The sequence below is a fragment of the Streptomyces diastatochromogenes genome (assembly GCF_002242805.1).
GTDB lineage: Bacteria > Actinomycetota > Actinomycetes > Streptomycetales > Streptomycetaceae > Streptomyces > Streptomyces diastatochromogenes.
Genome location: NZ_MCGQ01000012.1, coordinates 32,974 through 46,672, shown reverse-complemented (window position 1 = coordinate 46,672; position 13,699 = coordinate 32,974). Strand labels below are relative to the sequence as shown.

The following is a 13,699-nucleotide window of genomic DNA, read 5'->3' as shown; positions in this document are numbered from 1 at the left end:
CACATCGTCATCACAAAGCCGCTGTTTCGACCGGGAACAGAGCTCACTCGCTGTAACGTCGATTGGGTGCGTACCGAACGAAACCTCACCCGGAGTCTGGACCGGGTGTTCGCCAGGCTGGACCGTGAGCCGGAACGACCGGCTCACATCGATGTGCCGCGGATGAGCCGGCACCGGGTCGTGCTGTTCACCGCGACCCTCGCCTTTTACCTGGCGATCGTGTGGGCCGTGGTGATCACCTCCTGGCTGGTCCGGCTCGACTGGCAGGTCATGTTCTTCCGGCCGTACCAGCAGTGGCCGCAGATCCACGCCTTCCTCGACTACTACGTGGTGCTCGGCCAGCGCGGCCCCACCGCCGTGATGGTCGCGGCCTGGCTCGGCTGGCGCTCCTGGCGGCAGCACACCCTGCGCCCGCTGCTGACCCTGGCCGCCTCGCTGCTGCTGCTGAACATCACGGTCGGCGCCGCCAAGCTCGGCATGGGGCGGCTCGGTCCGCACTACGCGACCGTGATCGGCTCGAACGAGATGGGTCTGGGCGGCGATATATTTCCCAGCGGCCACACCGCCAACGCGGTGGTGACCTGGGGAATCCTGGCGTATCTGGCCTCCTCCCCGAGGGCGCGCCGCTGGCTGTCCGCGCTCTCCGCGGTCACCTCGCTCGGCGTCGGCCTCACCACCGTCTACCTCGGTACGCACTGGCTGAGCGACGTGCTGCTGGGCTGGGCCGCCGGCCTGCTGATCCTGCTCGCCCTGCCCTGGTTCGAGCCGCTGATCACCATGGCCGAGACCGCGCTCTTCGACCTGCGCGACCGCTGGCGCGCCCGCCGCGGCCGTACGGTGCCCGCGCCGGCCGTCCCGGTCACGCCCTCGCCGGTGCTGCTCAAGCCGCGCCCCGCCGAGCGGGCCGCCGCCCCGGCGCGCGAGCCGGTGCGCGGCTCCCGGGCCCCGATCCATCTGGCCCCGGGCCCGCACACGGCCCGTTCGGAGCGCACCCCGGTCACCCCGGCGGGCAGCCGCCGCCCGCCGCACGCCGACCGCCTCCCGCGCGGCACCTCCCAGCCGGCCCGCCCCCTGACGGGCAACTGACGCTCCACCACGGCGGCGGGGCCGGTACGCACAGCCAACCCCCGCCATGACGAAGGCCCCGCTCCCGGCAAGAGGGAGCGGGGCCTTCGTCGTGCACGCGAGGAGTCTCAGCCCTTCCAGGCGCGGGTCACCCGGCCGTTCCGTACCTCGAAGTTGAGCCGGCCCACCCGGTACTCCATGGTGATGATCGTGCCCGGCGGCAGCGACCGTACCGTCGACCACCCGCGCTCCCGAGCGATCCGCTCGGCGCTGGCGGCGTCGAGGCCGACGTACCCGTCCGGACTGTCCTGGGGCTCCGCTGGCGGAGTGGGAATCGGTGGCATGCGGCCACGCTAGGCCGCATCGGCCGGCGACGGAAGCCGGAACCGGCGGACCACGTCATGGGTCCCCTTCCGGTCACGCTTCTGTCACAGGTTCCCGACACGCGTTTCCCTCGAACTCCGTCACACGTACGGGGGTTTCCATACCGCTCACCGGGGCAATCGAACAGAATTCCCGCGTGCCGGAGCAGCCCCTCGAATTGCCCCGCGGAATGCGACGCGGCCCGGATCGGAACGGGTCCGGGGTGCGATTCCCCGCGGAATCCGGCGCCATGCCGGACGAGCTGACACCGCATAGGAAATTCACGGATTCAGCACACAACCGACGTACACCCCGTCGTCACCCGGTGCCCGGGCCGGGTCCGGCGGCCCGCGCCAGTGCGGCGTCCAGCCGGTCCCGCACCCTCCTGATCACCTCGTTCAGCTCGACGGGCTCCAGCACCTCGAAGGGGACGCCCGTCATCATGATGTGAATGACCATCACCTCCAGGTTCGGCGCACCGCTGCGCAGGATGCACGCGTCCTCGCCGTCGGCCTCCAGCATCCCCGCGGACGGCGAGATCCGCTCGGCGGCCTCCCGCAGCGGGACCAGCAGCCGGACGGTGGAGTGCGTGGCGTACGCGCTCGTCGAGACGCCCTTCGACACATAGGCGGCGAGATCCTCGGCGGGCGGCTCGCGCGGGACGAAGCGCGGGCCGTGCGGCGGCTTCGGCGTGATCCGGTCGACGCGGAAGGTCCGCCAGCCCTCCCGGTCCACGTCCCAGGCGACCAGGTACCAGCGCCGCTCGGTGCACACCAGCCGGTGCGGCTCGACGGTACGGCGGCTGGCGGCGCCCGCGTGGCTCAGGTACTCGAAGCGCAGCCGCTCGGCGTCCCGGCACAGATGGGCGAGTTCGGTGAGCACGGCCGGGTCCACGGGGGTCGACGGCGGACCGCCGCGCAGCATCGGCACGGTGAAGGCGTTGAGGGCGCCCACCCTGCGGCGCAGCCGGTCCGGCAACACCTGTTCCAGCTTGGCGAGGGCACGTACGGAGGTCTCGCCGATGCCCTCGATGCCCTGTCCCGCCGCGGTGCGCAGCCCGACGGCGACGGCGACGGCCTCGTCGTCGTCCAGCAGCAGCGGGGGCAGTTCGGCACCCGCGCCGAGCTGGTAGCCGCCCCCGGTGCCGGGGCTCGCGTTGACCGGGTAGCCCAGCTCGCGCAGCCGGTCCACGTCCCGGCGGACGGTGCGCGGGGTGACGCCGAGCCGCTCGGCGAGTTCGGCGCCGGACCACTCGCGATGGGCCTGGAGCATCGAGAGCAGGCGCAGCAGTCGTGCCGAGGTCTCCAACATGGGGCCGAGTCTGCCAGCGGATGCGGACAGCCGCTGTCCTCATTCAGGACAGCGGCTGTACCGGTCAGGTGGCCGGGGTGACCGGCACCCGTCGCGTGCTTCAGAGCGCGAGGCGCTGGCCGGGCACGATCAGGTTCGGGTCGTCGCCGATGACCTTCTTGTTGACGGCGTAGACCCGCTGCCAGGTGGTCCCGTGCCGGGCGGCGATGGCGCTCAGGGTGTCGCCCTCGCGGACGGTGTAGTCACCGCGGGACGCGCTGCGGTCGGTGTGGCCCGCCGGGCGCTCCGGCGCCTTCGCCGGTACGGACTTCGCGGGGGCGGACTTCGTCGGCGCGGACTTCGTCGTCGCGCTGTTCTCCGAGGCGCTCGTACCCGAGGAAGCGGTCGTCGGGGCCGTGCCGGAGGCTCCGGCCCGGGCCGAGCAGACCGGCCAGGCGCCCCAGCCCTGGGCGTGCTGGACCTTGGTGGCGACGGCGATCTGCGCGCTCCTGGAGGCCTGGTCGGCCGTCGGGGCGTAGGCGGTGCCGCCGTACGCGCGCCAGGTGCCGGCGGAGAACTGGAGCCCGCCGTAGTAGCCGTTGCCGGTGTTGATGTGCCAGTTGCCACCGCTCTCGCACTGGGCGATGCGGTCCCACACTCCGTTGTCCGCCGCGGCGGCGTTGCCGGTCGCGGCCAGCAGCCCCAGCGGGGCCAGCAGCACTGCCCCGGCGAGGGCGGCCGTCGTACGGCCCTTGCGGGCGCTGTCGTGACGAGCGGTGTTGCGGGTGGTATCGGCACACTCGGACATGTAATTCCCTCTCCACGAACCCGGGCTCCCCCAGGCGGAGCGCGTCTCGCCGCGCAGGACCGCGGTTCCTCGCGCCCGCCCCGTCCGCCGCGGCCGGTGCCTGATCGTGCTCTGCCTGGTGCCGGCCGGCGGACGTACCCGAGCGGTGCTCGTTGCACACGGCGGAGGAATCTAGGGAGATCGGGCCGCCGATATCAACCAACTCCCTGTCATTCCAGGCCAGTTCGTGGTTACCCTCGGTATCGGCAATTTTCGGCCAGCCGTTTCATCCACTGATTTCCTGATTTTTCGACCACCCGTTCAGGCGATCTGTGACTCACTTCACCCTTTCAAGTTCCTTGACTACGAACACAGTTGACCGTGAGTGGCCAATTCCGTACCGAAGGTGACCCTGTGCGGTGGATGGTTCGATTCCGTTCTCCCCTGGGCGTGACCACCACCACAGGACGCCCGTTGTCTTCTTCATGAGCCCGGAACCCCGGGGCTCAGGGGCCGGGAGCCACCCGGCCGACCCAGCACCGCATCCCGAGGGAGCCACCGTGCCGCGCATGCTCGACGTCAGTGACGCCGTACGCGCCGAGATCGGCGACGAAGAAGCCGACCGGCTGCTCGCCGGAGAGAACGCCCCGGGCAGTTACGACTGCACCTCCTGCCGCACCCCGGGCGACTCCGAGCAGGAGCGCACCAGCACCGTTCTGTTCGTCGGCGACGAGACCGCCGTCCTCGCCTTCGCCCACGCCGGCTGCCTGCCCTCGCAGGTCGTCCAGGTCACCGAGGAGCAGCTGCAGGGCGCGGTGCGCTCCATCGGCGGCAGCGCCCCCGGCGTGGGCGAGTCGCACAGGGCGGTGCCCGAGCAGGCCGTGCTCGGCGTGACCAGCGGACTCGTCCTCATCGAGGGTGAGTTGCACCCCGCGCTCGTGGTCGAGCCGACCGCGCCCATCGTGCGTCCCGGCTCCACCGCGGCCGGCGACGACTTCCTTCCGCTCCTCATCGAGCAGGGCTACATGCCGGTGACCGAGCTGGTGACCGTTCCGCCGGTGCTGCACGGCTGGTCGGTGCTGCTCGCCGTCGGCCAGCTGCACGCGGTGCTGCAGCCGGGCACCAACGGTGGACAGCCGGTCGCCTGGTGGCAGGCGCATCAGCCGCTGCAGGTGACGGACAGCTGGCGGGCCGCCGCCAACAAGCACCAGCAGGTGCTGATGTTCGCGGCGCCGGTGGGGTCCATCGGGCGGCAGCCTCGGGAGGACCTGCTGCGGGCGTCTCTCGACAAGGCGGCGGCGAACGGGAAGTTGGTGGCGGCGGCGCTGCCGCTCGCGGGTACGTGACAGTCGCCCAAGGGGCGGGGGTCGCGGGTGTCCGGCGGCCGCGGGTGGTACGTGGCTTGTCGCGCCCACGCGGCGGAGCCGCAAATTGATGCTGCCCCGCGCCCCTATTTGTCGGACCGCATCTCTTTAGGGTGCCCGTCGTTTGGACATACGTGCACGCATACGACGCTCCCCCGCCTCTCCGGTCCGGCTTCTCCTCCATTCCGTCCGCGCGGGCGGGGCAGGAGGTTGTGGGCGCATCGGCCACGCCGATCTACGACTCGCTCTACGCGGAGTGGGTCAAGACCTTCCGTACGCTGCCGGGTGACCGCAGCGGTGAGGAGGGGCTGGACTTCACGGCCTTCGGGAACATGCCGCACAGCACGGGCTCGTACGGCGGACACCGGCCGGGGTCGTTCAGCAGTTCGTACAGTGCCTACAGCGCGGGGGCCTACAGCGCGCGGCAGCAGTCGCAGTGGCAGCGGGTCGGCACCCTCGGGCGGCAGCAGGACACCGGGATGCACCACGTTCCGGCGGGGCTGCCACCGGCTCCGCGCCGGAGTGTGTGACGTACGGCGAAGGGCGGCCCCTGGAGCAGGGGCCGCCCTTCGTCATGCGCCGGGGAGGTACTACTTCTTCTTCGCGCCGCGCTTCTCGCGCACCCGCACCGAGATGTGGATCGGCGTGCCGTCGAAGCCGAACTCCTCGCGCAGGCGGCGTTCGATGAAGCGGCGGTAGCCCGCCTCGATGAAGCCGGAGGCGAAGAGGACGAACCGCGGCGGCTTGGTGCCGGCCTGGGTGCCGAACAGGATGCGCGGCTGCTTGCCGCCCCGGACCGGGTGCGGGTGGGCCGAGACCAGTTCGCCGAGGAAGGCGTTCAGGCGGCCGGTCGGCACGCGGGTCTCCCAGCCGGCGAGCGCGGTCTCGATCGCCGGGACCAGCTTCTCCATGTGGCGGCCGGTGCGGGCCGAGACGTTGACGCGGGGTGCCCAGGCGACCTGGCCCAGCTCGGTCTCGATCTCCCGCTCCAGGTAGTAGCGGCGCTCCTCGTCGAGGTTGTCCCACTTGTTGTAGGCGATGACCATCGCGCGGCCGGCCTCGACCGCCATGGTGATGATCCGCTGGTCCTGCACGGAGATGTTCTCGGAGGCGTCGATCAGGATGACCGCGACCTCGGCCTTCTCCACGGCCGCGGCCGTGCGCAGGGAGGCGTAGTAGTCGGCGCCCTGCTGGAGGTGGACACGCTTGCGGATGCCGGCGGTGTCGACGAACTTCCAGGTGACGCCGCCCAGTTCGATCAGCTCGTCGACCGGGTCGCGGGTGGTGCCCGCCAGCTCGTTGACGACGACGCGCTCCTCGCCGGCCACCTTGTTGAGCAGCGAGGACTTGCCGACGTTCGGGCGGCCGATCAGGGCGATCCGGCGCGGTCCGCCGACCGCGCCGCCGAAGGTCTGCTCGGGTGCCTCGGGCAGCGCCTCCAGGACGGCGTCGAGCATGTCACCGGTGCCGCGGCCGTGCAGCGCCGAGACGGGGTGCGGCTCGCCGAGGCCGAGGTTCCACAGGTAGGCCGCGTCGGCCTCGCCGCTCGGGCCGTCGACCTTGTTGGCGCACAGCACGACCGGCTTGCCGGCCTTGCGCAGCAGTCGTACGACCGCCTCGTCGGTGTCGGTGGCGCCGACCTTGGCGTCCACGACGAAGACGACCGCGTCGGCCGCCTCGATCGCGTACTCGGCCTGGGCGGCGACGGAGGCGTCGATGCCGAGGACGTCCTGCTCCCAGCCGCCGGTGTCGACGACCTTGAAGCGGCGGCCGGCCCACTCGGCCTCGTAGGTGACGCGGTCGCGGGTGACGCCGGGCTTGTCCTCGACGACCGCCTCGCGGCGGCCGATGATCCGGTTCACCAGGGTCGACTTGCCGACATTGGGGCGGCCGACGACGGCGAGCACGGGCAGCGGGCCGTGGCCCGCCGCCTCGATGGCGCCCTCGACGTCCTCGATGTCGAAGCCCTCTTCGGCGGCGAGCTCCATGAACTCCGCGTACTCGGCGTCGCCGAGCGCCCCGTGCTCGTACTCGTGCTCGGCCGAGCCGTCGGGCTGGATCTGGTCGCTCATGAAGTCCGTACCTCGTCGTTCATCGTGGTGATCGGTGGAACGGCCCTTTATGGGCTGATCCACTACTCAAGTGTCGCCTAGCGCCCGGTCAGGCGCCTGGCGTTTTCCAGGTGGCTGGTGAGCTGCTTCTGGATGCGCTCGGTCGCCTCGTCCAGCGCCTTGCGCGTACGCCGTCCGCTGCCGTCGCCCGCCTCGAACGGGTCGCCGAAGACGACGTCGACGCGGGAGCGCAGCGGGGGCAGTGCCTTTATCAACCGGCCGGGCCGGTCGGAGCTTCCCAGGACCGCCACGGGCACGATCGGTGCCCCGCTGCGGACCGCGAAGTAGGCGAGCCCGGCGCGCAGCGAGGCGAAGTCGCCCTCGCCCCGGGTGCCCTCCGGGAAGATGCCCAGCACTCCCCCGTCCCCCAGGATGCCGAGGGCCTGGGTGATCGCCGTGCGGTCGGCCGAGGCGCGGTCCACCTTCACCTGGCCGATGCCGGTCAGGAAGGCGTCCAGCGGGCCGATGAACGCCTCCTTCTTGATCAGGAAGTGCGTCGGCCGGGGCGCCACCCCCATGACCATCGGGCCGTCGACGTTGTGGGAGTGGTTCACGGCGAGGATCACCGGACCGGTCGCGGGCACCTTCCAGGCGCCGAGCACGCGCGGCTTCCACAGCCCGTACATCAGGCCGACGCCGATGCGCCGGCCGACCTCGGCGCCCCGCTCGGACGGAAGGCTCACTTCCCGGCCCGCTTCTCCTCGACCAGGGTGACGACGCACTCGATGACCTGGGCGAGGGTGAGCTCGGTGGTGTCCACCTCGACGGCGTCGCCGGCCTTGGCTAGCGGCGAGGTCTTGCGGCTGGAGTCGGCCGCGTCCCGCTTGATCAGCGCCTCGCGGGTGGCGTGGATGTCCGCGCCCTTCAGCTCGCCGCTGCGGCGGGCCGCGCGGGCCTCCGGGGAGGCGGTGAGGAAGATCTTCAGGTCGGCGTCCGGCAGCACGGTCGTACCGATGTCGCGGCCCTCGACCACCATGCCGTACTCGGCGCCGGAGGCCAGCGAGCGCTGCAGCTCGGTGATCCGGGAGCGCACCTCGGGCACCGCGCTGACCGCGCTGACCTTGGAGGTGACCTCCTGGGTACGGATCGGGCCGGCCACGTCGATGCCGTCGACCGTGATGGTCGGGGCGGCCGGGTCGGTGCCGGAGATGATCTCCGGCTTGCCGGCGACGGCCGCGATCGCGGTCGGGTCCTCCAGGTCGATGCCGTTGCTCACCATCCACCAGGTGATCGCCCGGTACTGGGCGCCGGTGTCCAGGTAGCTCAGGCCCAGCTGGGCGGCCACGGCCTTCGACGTGCTCGACTTGCCCGTGCCGGAGGGGCCGTCGATCGCGACGATCACGGACTTGGCGGTCGGGGCGCCGTTTTCCACGAGGGGACACCTTCCTGGTGCGGTGCGGTGCGGTGAGCGGGGTTGGGGGAGCGAGAGCGCCCTGCACAAGGTTACTGGGTGCGGGTGACCCGAACGGACGACCGCCCGCCGGCGCCGGGCGCCCTACTGCCGCAGGGCCCACCCTCGCTCGCGCAGCGCCTCCTTCAGCACCGGCGCCGCCTTCGGCTCGACCATCAGCTGGACCAGGCCGGCCTGCTGTCCGGTCGCGTGCTCGATGCGCACGTCCTCGATGTTGACCCCGGCCCGTCCCGCGTCCGCGAAGATGCGGGCCAGCTGGCCGGGCTGGTCGTCGATGAGGACGACGACGGTGTCGTACACGCGCGGCGCGCTGCCGTGCTTGCCCGGTACCCGGACCTGCCCCGCGTTCCCGCGCCGCAGCACGTCCTCGATGCCCTGACCGCCCTCGCGCCGCTTGTCCTCGTCGGAGGACTGCAGGGCGCGCAGGGCGCGGACGGTCTCGTCCAGGTCGGCCGAGACGTCCGCGAGGAGATCGGCGACCGGGCCGGGGTTGGCCGAGAGGATGTCGATCCACATCCGGGGGTCGGAGGCGGCGATCCGGGTCACGTCCCGGATGCCCTGCCCGCACAGCCGTACGGCCGCCTCCTCGGCGTGCTCCAGGCGCGCGGCGACCATGCTGGAGACCAGGTGGGGCATGTGCGAGACGAGGGCGACGGCCCGGTCGTGGGCGTCGGCGTCCATGACGACCGGCACGGCCCGGCAGTGCGAGACCAGTTCCAGGGCGAGGTTGAGCACCTCGGTGTCGGTGTCCCGGGTCGGGGTGAGCACCCAGGGGCGGCCCTCGAAGAGATCGGCGGTCGCGGCCAGCGGGCCGGACTTCTCCCGGCCGGACATCGGGTGGGTGCCGATGTAGGAGGAGAGGTCGAGGCCACGGGCCTCCAGCTCGCGGCGCGGGCCGCCCTTGACGCTGGCCACGTCGATGTAGCCGCGGGCCACTCCCCGGGCCATGGCGTCCGCGAGGACACCGGCCACGTGGGCGGGCGGGGCGGCGACGATCGCGAGGTCCACCGGGCCGTCGGGGGCCGCGTCGGCGCCGGCGCCCAGCGCGGCCGCCGTACGGGCCTGCTCGGGGTCGTGGTCGTCGAGGTGGACGACGACGCCCCGCTGGGTCAGGGCGAGCGCGGCGGAGGTGCCGATGAGCCCGGTGCCGATGACGAGTGCGGTCCTCACTGGGCGATGTCCTTGCGCAGGGCGGCGGCGGCGCCGAGGTAGACGTGGGCGATGTCGGCGCGGGGCTTGTCCGACTCGATGTGCGCGAGCACCCGGACGACCCGGGGCATGGCGCCGTCGATGTCCAGCTCCTGGGCGCAGATCAGGGGTACATCGGCGAAGCCGATGCCGAGCTTGCGGGCGGCGGCCGCCGGGAAGTCGCTGTGCAGGTCGGGGGTGGCCGTGAACCAGATGCTGATCAGGTCGTCGGCGGTGAGTCCGTTCCGCTCCAGGATGGCGGTGAGCAGGGCGCCCACCTGCTCTTCCATGTGCCCGGCCTCGTCCCGCTCCAGTTGGACGGCCCCCCGGACCGCTCGTACCGCCACGGCGCTGCTCCTCGCTGACATGCGTATCGGCTCTTGGTCCGTCCAGCCTAGTCAGACCCGGTCGGCCGGGCGCGCGGCGACCGCCCGCTGAGACGGTTGATGCGAAGATGTCGCAAATTGGGACTTTCTTCCTGTCTGTGTTCTCTACGTTCTCTACGTTCGGAGTGACGGCATGACTTACGGCACGGCTTACGGCACGACGCGGCGCACGGTCCTCATGACGACGGGCGCGGTGGCGCTCGCCGCCGGCTGCGGCAGCGAGAGCACCAAGAGCGACACGTCCCCCGGCAGCCAGGACCTGACGAAGACCGGTGCCGTCCCGGAGGGCGGCGGCAAGATCTTCAAGGACCAGAAAGTCGTGGTCACCCAGCCGACGAAGGGCGAGTTCAAGGCCTTCTCGGCGATCTGCACCCACATGGGCTGCACGGTGAACCAGGTGGCGGACGGCACCATCGACTGCCCCTGTCACGGCAGCAAGTACCACATCGCCGACGGCTCGGTGGCGCACGGCCCGGCGACCAAGCCGCTGCCCCCCAAGACGATCAAGGTGGAGGGAAATTCGATCCGCCTGGCGTGAGCGGCCCCGTACGCTCCCGGCATGCAGCCCGAAGATCTCGTACGCGACCACACGATCTACGCCTGTGTCATGGGCTCGCGGGCCTTCGGTCTGGCCACGGACGCCAGCGACACCGACCGCAGGGGCGTCTTCCTCGCCCCCACCCCCCTGTTCTGGCGGTTCGAGAAGCCGCCGACGCATGTGGAGGGGCCGGGCGAGGAGCGGTTCTCCTGGGAGCTGGAGCGGTTCTGCGAGCTGGCGCTGCGCGGCAACCCGAACATTCTGGAATGTCTGCACTCCCCGCTGGTGGAGCACCTGGACGACACCGGCCGCGAGCTGCTGTCCCTGCGCGGCGCCTTCCTCTCCCGGCGCGCCTACGACACCTTCACCCGCTACGCCCTCGGCCAGCGCCGCAAGCTGGACGCCGACGTCCGTACGACGGGCGCCCCGCGCTGGAAGCACGCGATGCACCTGCTCCGCCTGCTGATGAGCGCCCGCGACCTGCTGCGCACCGGAGAGCTGCGGCTCGACGTCGGCGACCGGCGGGAGCCGCTGCTGGCGGTGAAGCGGGGCGAGGTCCCCTGGGCAGAGGTGGAGGCGCGGATGGCCCGGCTCGCGGCCGAGACCGAGGAGGCCCTGCACCGCACCCCGCTGCCGCCGGAGCCGGACCACGCGCGCGTGGCCGACTTTCTGCACCGGGTGCGCCGTGCGTCAGCCTGCGCGTCGGACGCGCACCACGAAGTCGTGCAGGGCGTCGTGCGCGCTGGGCGCGTCGGGCAGGGCTGAGGCGGCCTGCGCCGCGTCGAGCACGGCGTGCAGCCGCTCCACGTCGGCCTCCACGCGCGCGTGCTCGATGTCGGTGGTGCCGTGCTCGTGCTCGGCTTTGGCGGCTATCAGCTCGGGCAGATAGCCGGGCGCGTCCACCTGCTCCAGGAGTGTGGGCAGGTGGGCCTGCACCTCGCCGCTGCGCATCAGGTGGACGCCGGTGAGCAGCACGCGGAACGTGTAGAGCAGCGGCTTGAGTTCGCCGGTCTTCTCGAACAGCCGCCACTGGGTCACCGCGAACCCGCGGTAGTGGTGGGCGTGGTGGCCGGTGAGGACGCCCGGCACCAGTGCGATCAGCTCCCGGTGCTCCTCGGTGGTGTGCGCGACGAGGGGCGAGAGCAGCTGCTCCAGCACATAGCCGTTGCGCCGGAGCATCAGCCGTACGAACTTGCGCACGTCATGGGTGACGAGGTCCATCTCGACGCCGAACCGCACCCACGCCCGCGACCGGGTCTCCTCCGGCTCGCGCAGCCCGACCAGGTCGGCGGTGGGCAGCAGGTGGGCGCCGCGCAGGTCCAGGTCGGAGTCCTGGGACGGGAAGCCGTACAGGTGGGCTCCGGATACGGTCGCGAACAGCAGCGGGTCGGGCTGTTCGGCGATCACGGGCGCCAGGTCCAGGTCGAGGTCGTCGATCATGGGCCTAAGCGTCCCAGAGCGCTCCCAGGGCCAACAGGTCGCCCCGGTACTCGATCCGGTCGGCCCACTCGGTGGGCCAGGCGTCCGCGCCCAGCCAGGCGCCCGCGAAGGCGCCGGTGAGACAGGCGATGGAGTCCGAGTCGCCCGCGGTGCAGGCGGCCCGGCGCAGGGCGGTGACGGGCTCGTCGGGGAAGAGCAGGAAGCACAGCAGCCCGGTGGCGAAGGCCTCTTCGGCGATCCAGCCCTCGCCGGTGGCCAGGCACGGGTCGGTCTCTGGTGAGACCGTGCCCACAGCTTCCTGGACCCGGCCGAGGATCTCCAGGCACTCGTCCCAGCCGCGCGTGATGAAGTGCTCGGGGCTGGGGTCCTGGGAGCGGGTCCACAGGTCGCCGAGCCAGGTGTGGTGGTAGTGGCTGCGGTTGTCGTGGGCGTACGAGCGCAGCTGTCCGACGAGTCCGGCCGGGTCGGTGCCCCGGGCGAGCAGGTGGACCGCGCGGGCGGTCAGGTCGGAGGCGGCCAGCGCGGTGGGGTGTCCGTGGGTGAGCGCGGACTGCAACTGGGCGGCGCCGGCGCGCTGTTCGTCGCTCAGGCCGGGGGCGAGTCCGACGGGGGCGACGCGCATGTTGGCACCGCAGCCCTTCGAGCCGATCTGGCTGGCGTCCTGCCAGGCCCGGCTCTCCTCCTTCAGCAGGGCGCACGCGGTCAGGCAGGTGCGGCCGGGGGCGCGGTTGTTGTCCGGCGACTGGTACCAGTCCACGAACTCCTCGCGCAGCGGCCGTTCCAGCCGCTTCGGGGCGAGCACACCACGGTCCATGGCCGTCCTGAGGGCGCGGCCGACGGCGAGGGTCATCTGCGTGTCGTCGGAGACGAAGGCGCGCTGCGGCAGCTCCATCTCCCGCCAGGGCCCGCACTTGGCGAGGATCGAGGGCACGTCGTTGAACTCGGTCGGGAAGCCCAGGGCGTCCCCGAGGGCGAGTCCGGTCAGGGATCCGGAGGCGGCGCGCTTGCTCGTGTGGAACGTGGTCATGCGGGGCGTCCTTCCCGGGACGGTCGGAGCAGGGGCGGGTGCAGGCTGGTCGCGGCGCCCGCGCGGTAGAGGGCGGCCGGCTTGCCGCGGCCGCCGGTCAGCCGGGCGGCGCCGGGGACGGGTTCCACGAAGCCGGGCGTGGCAAGCACCTTGCGGCGGAAGTTGGGCCGGTCCAGGGCCGTGCCCCACACCGTCTCGTAGACCTGCTGCAGCTCGCCGAGGGTGAACTCGGGCGGGCAGAAGGCGGTGGCGACGCAGCTGTTCTCCAGCCGGGCGCCGATCCGTTCATGGGCGTCAGCCAGGATCCGGTCGTGGTCGAAGGCGAGCGGCCCGGCGGAGTCGTACGGCAGCCAGCGGGCCTGGGCCGCGTCACCGCCGCCGCGCGGCTCGGGGGGCTCGGGCAGCAGCGCGGTGAAGGCGACGGAGACGACCCGCATCCGGGGGTCGCGGTCGGGCTCGCTGTAGGTGCGCAGCTGCTCCAGGTGCAGCCCGGAGACGTCGTCGAGCCCGGTCTCCTCGGCGAGTTCGCGCCGGGCGGCCGTCTCCGCGGACTCGTCGGGCAGCAGGAAGCCACCGGGCAGCGCCCAGTGACCGGCGTACGGCTCCTGCCCGCGCTCGACCAGCAGCACGTGCAGGGCGCCTTCGCGGAGCGTGAGGACGGCGAGATCGACGGTGACGGCGAAGGGTTCGTAGGCGTACTTGTCGTAGCCCTCCATGACCCGGCACCCC

General features: G+C 72.0%; 16 protein-coding genes. 5 read left to right on the top strand and 11 right to left on the bottom strand.

Going from position 1 to position 13,699, the window contains the following annotated elements; translation table 11 throughout:
• Positions 1-66: 66 nt before the first annotated feature.
• On the top strand, positions 67-1,086 hold the full coding sequence (locus BEK98_RS13215; RefSeq protein WP_094216685.1) for a phosphatase PAP2 family protein: 1,020 nt from the start codon (positions 67-69) through the stop codon (positions 1,084-1,086).
• A 107-nt stretch (positions 1,087-1,193) separates the two neighbouring features.
• On the opposite strand, the gene BEK98_RS13210 is transcribed toward BEK98_RS13215, so the two are convergent.
• From BEK98_RS13210 to BEK98_RS13200, 3 genes are all read right to left on the bottom strand, one after another.
• Positions 1,194-1,409, bottom strand: coding sequence for an I78 family peptidase inhibitor (locus BEK98_RS13210; protein WP_094216684.1), 216 nt, complete (start codon positions 1,407-1,409; stop codon positions 1,194-1,196).
• Between the two features lie 337 nt (positions 1,410-1,746).
• Complete coding sequence (locus tag BEK98_RS13205) at positions 1,747-2,739, bottom strand: helix-turn-helix transcriptional regulator (protein ID WP_094216683.1); 993 nt, start codon at positions 2,737-2,739, stop codon at positions 1,747-1,749.
• A 100-nt stretch (positions 2,740-2,839) separates the two neighbouring features.
• Positions 2,840-3,526: a transglycosylase family protein gene (locus BEK98_RS13200; RefSeq protein ID WP_094216682.1), complete on the bottom strand. Its 687-nt coding sequence runs from the start codon at positions 3,524-3,526 to the stop codon at positions 2,840-2,842.
• Between the two features lie 539 nt (positions 3,527-4,065).
• Here BEK98_RS13200 and BEK98_RS13195 point away from each other — a divergent pair.
• Both BEK98_RS13195 and BEK98_RS13190 read left to right on the top strand, forming a co-directional pair.
• Positions 4,066-4,851, top strand: coding sequence for a hypothetical protein (locus BEK98_RS13195; protein ID WP_094216681.1), 786 nt, complete (start codon positions 4,066-4,068; stop codon positions 4,849-4,851).
• A 152-nt stretch (positions 4,852-5,003) separates the two neighbouring features.
• On the top strand, positions 5,004-5,399 hold the full coding sequence (locus tag BEK98_RS13190; RefSeq protein WP_094216680.1) for a hypothetical protein: 396 nt from the start codon (positions 5,004-5,006) through the stop codon (positions 5,397-5,399).
• Positions 5,400-5,459: 60 nt separating this feature from the next.
• Here BEK98_RS13190 and der read toward each other — a convergent pair whose 3' ends face one another.
• The 5 genes from der to aroH form a co-directional block, all read right to left on the bottom strand.
• Positions 5,460-6,941, bottom strand: coding sequence for a ribosome biogenesis GTPase Der (der, locus tag BEK98_RS13185; RefSeq protein WP_094216679.1), 1,482 nt, complete (start codon positions 6,939-6,941; stop codon positions 5,460-5,462).
• Between the two features lie 77 nt (positions 6,942-7,018).
• Positions 7,019-7,606, bottom strand: coding sequence for a lysophospholipid acyltransferase family protein (locus tag BEK98_RS13180; protein ID WP_167444163.1), 588 nt, complete (start codon positions 7,604-7,606; stop codon positions 7,019-7,021).
• A 53-nt stretch (positions 7,607-7,659) separates the two neighbouring features.
• Entirely contained in the window at positions 7,660-8,352 is a 693-nt protein-coding gene (gene cmk / locus BEK98_RS13175) for a (d)CMP kinase (RefSeq protein WP_094216677.1), read from the bottom strand.
• Between the two features lie 123 nt (positions 8,353-8,475).
• Complete coding sequence (locus BEK98_RS13170) at positions 8,476-9,561, bottom strand: prephenate dehydrogenase (RefSeq protein ID WP_094216676.1); 1,086 nt, start codon at positions 9,559-9,561, stop codon at positions 8,476-8,478.
• Positions 9,558-9,926: a chorismate mutase gene (gene aroH, locus BEK98_RS13165; protein ID WP_094216675.1), complete on the bottom strand. Its 369-nt coding sequence runs from the start codon at positions 9,924-9,926 to the stop codon at positions 9,558-9,560. Before aroH ends, BEK98_RS13170 begins: the two co-directional genes overlap by 4 nt.
• A 172-nt stretch (positions 9,927-10,098) precedes the next feature.
• On the opposite strand from aroH, the gene BEK98_RS13160 reads away from it, so the two are divergent.
• Both BEK98_RS13160 and BEK98_RS13155 read left to right on the top strand, forming a co-directional pair.
• Positions 10,099-10,503, top strand: a complete 405-nt coding sequence (locus tag BEK98_RS13160; RefSeq protein ID WP_094216674.1) for a Rieske (2Fe-2S) protein — start codon at positions 10,099-10,101, stop codon at positions 10,501-10,503.
• Positions 10,504-10,524: 21 nt separating this feature from the next.
• Positions 10,525-11,268: a nucleotidyltransferase domain-containing protein gene (locus BEK98_RS13155; RefSeq protein WP_094216673.1), complete on the top strand. Its 744-nt coding sequence runs from the start codon at positions 10,525-10,527 to the stop codon at positions 11,266-11,268.
• Here BEK98_RS13155 and BEK98_RS13150 read toward each other — a convergent pair.
• Genes BEK98_RS13150 through BEK98_RS13140 form a run of 3 tightly spaced genes read right to left on the bottom strand, consistent with a single transcriptional unit; the run spans position 11,194 to position 13,686 of the window.
• Positions 11,194-11,943 (bottom strand): nucleotidyltransferase domain-containing protein, encoded by a 750-nt coding sequence (locus BEK98_RS13150; protein ID WP_094216672.1) that lies wholly within the window; start codon positions 11,941-11,943, stop codon positions 11,194-11,196. The two genes, BEK98_RS13155 and BEK98_RS13150, sit on opposite strands and share 75 nt — an antisense overlap.
• Before the next feature lie 4 nt (positions 11,944-11,947).
• On the bottom strand, positions 11,948-12,970 hold the full coding sequence (locus tag BEK98_RS13145) for an ADP-ribosylglycohydrolase family protein (protein ID WP_094216671.1): 1,023 nt from the start codon (positions 12,968-12,970) through the stop codon (positions 11,948-11,950).
• Positions 12,967-13,686 carry an NUDIX hydrolase gene (locus BEK98_RS13140; RefSeq protein WP_094216670.1) on the bottom strand — a complete coding sequence of 240 codons (720 nt, stop codon included), beginning with the start codon at positions 13,684-13,686 and terminating at the stop codon, positions 12,967-12,969. Before BEK98_RS13140 ends, BEK98_RS13145 begins: the two co-directional genes overlap by 4 nt.
• Positions 13,687-13,699 lie beyond the last annotated feature (13 nt).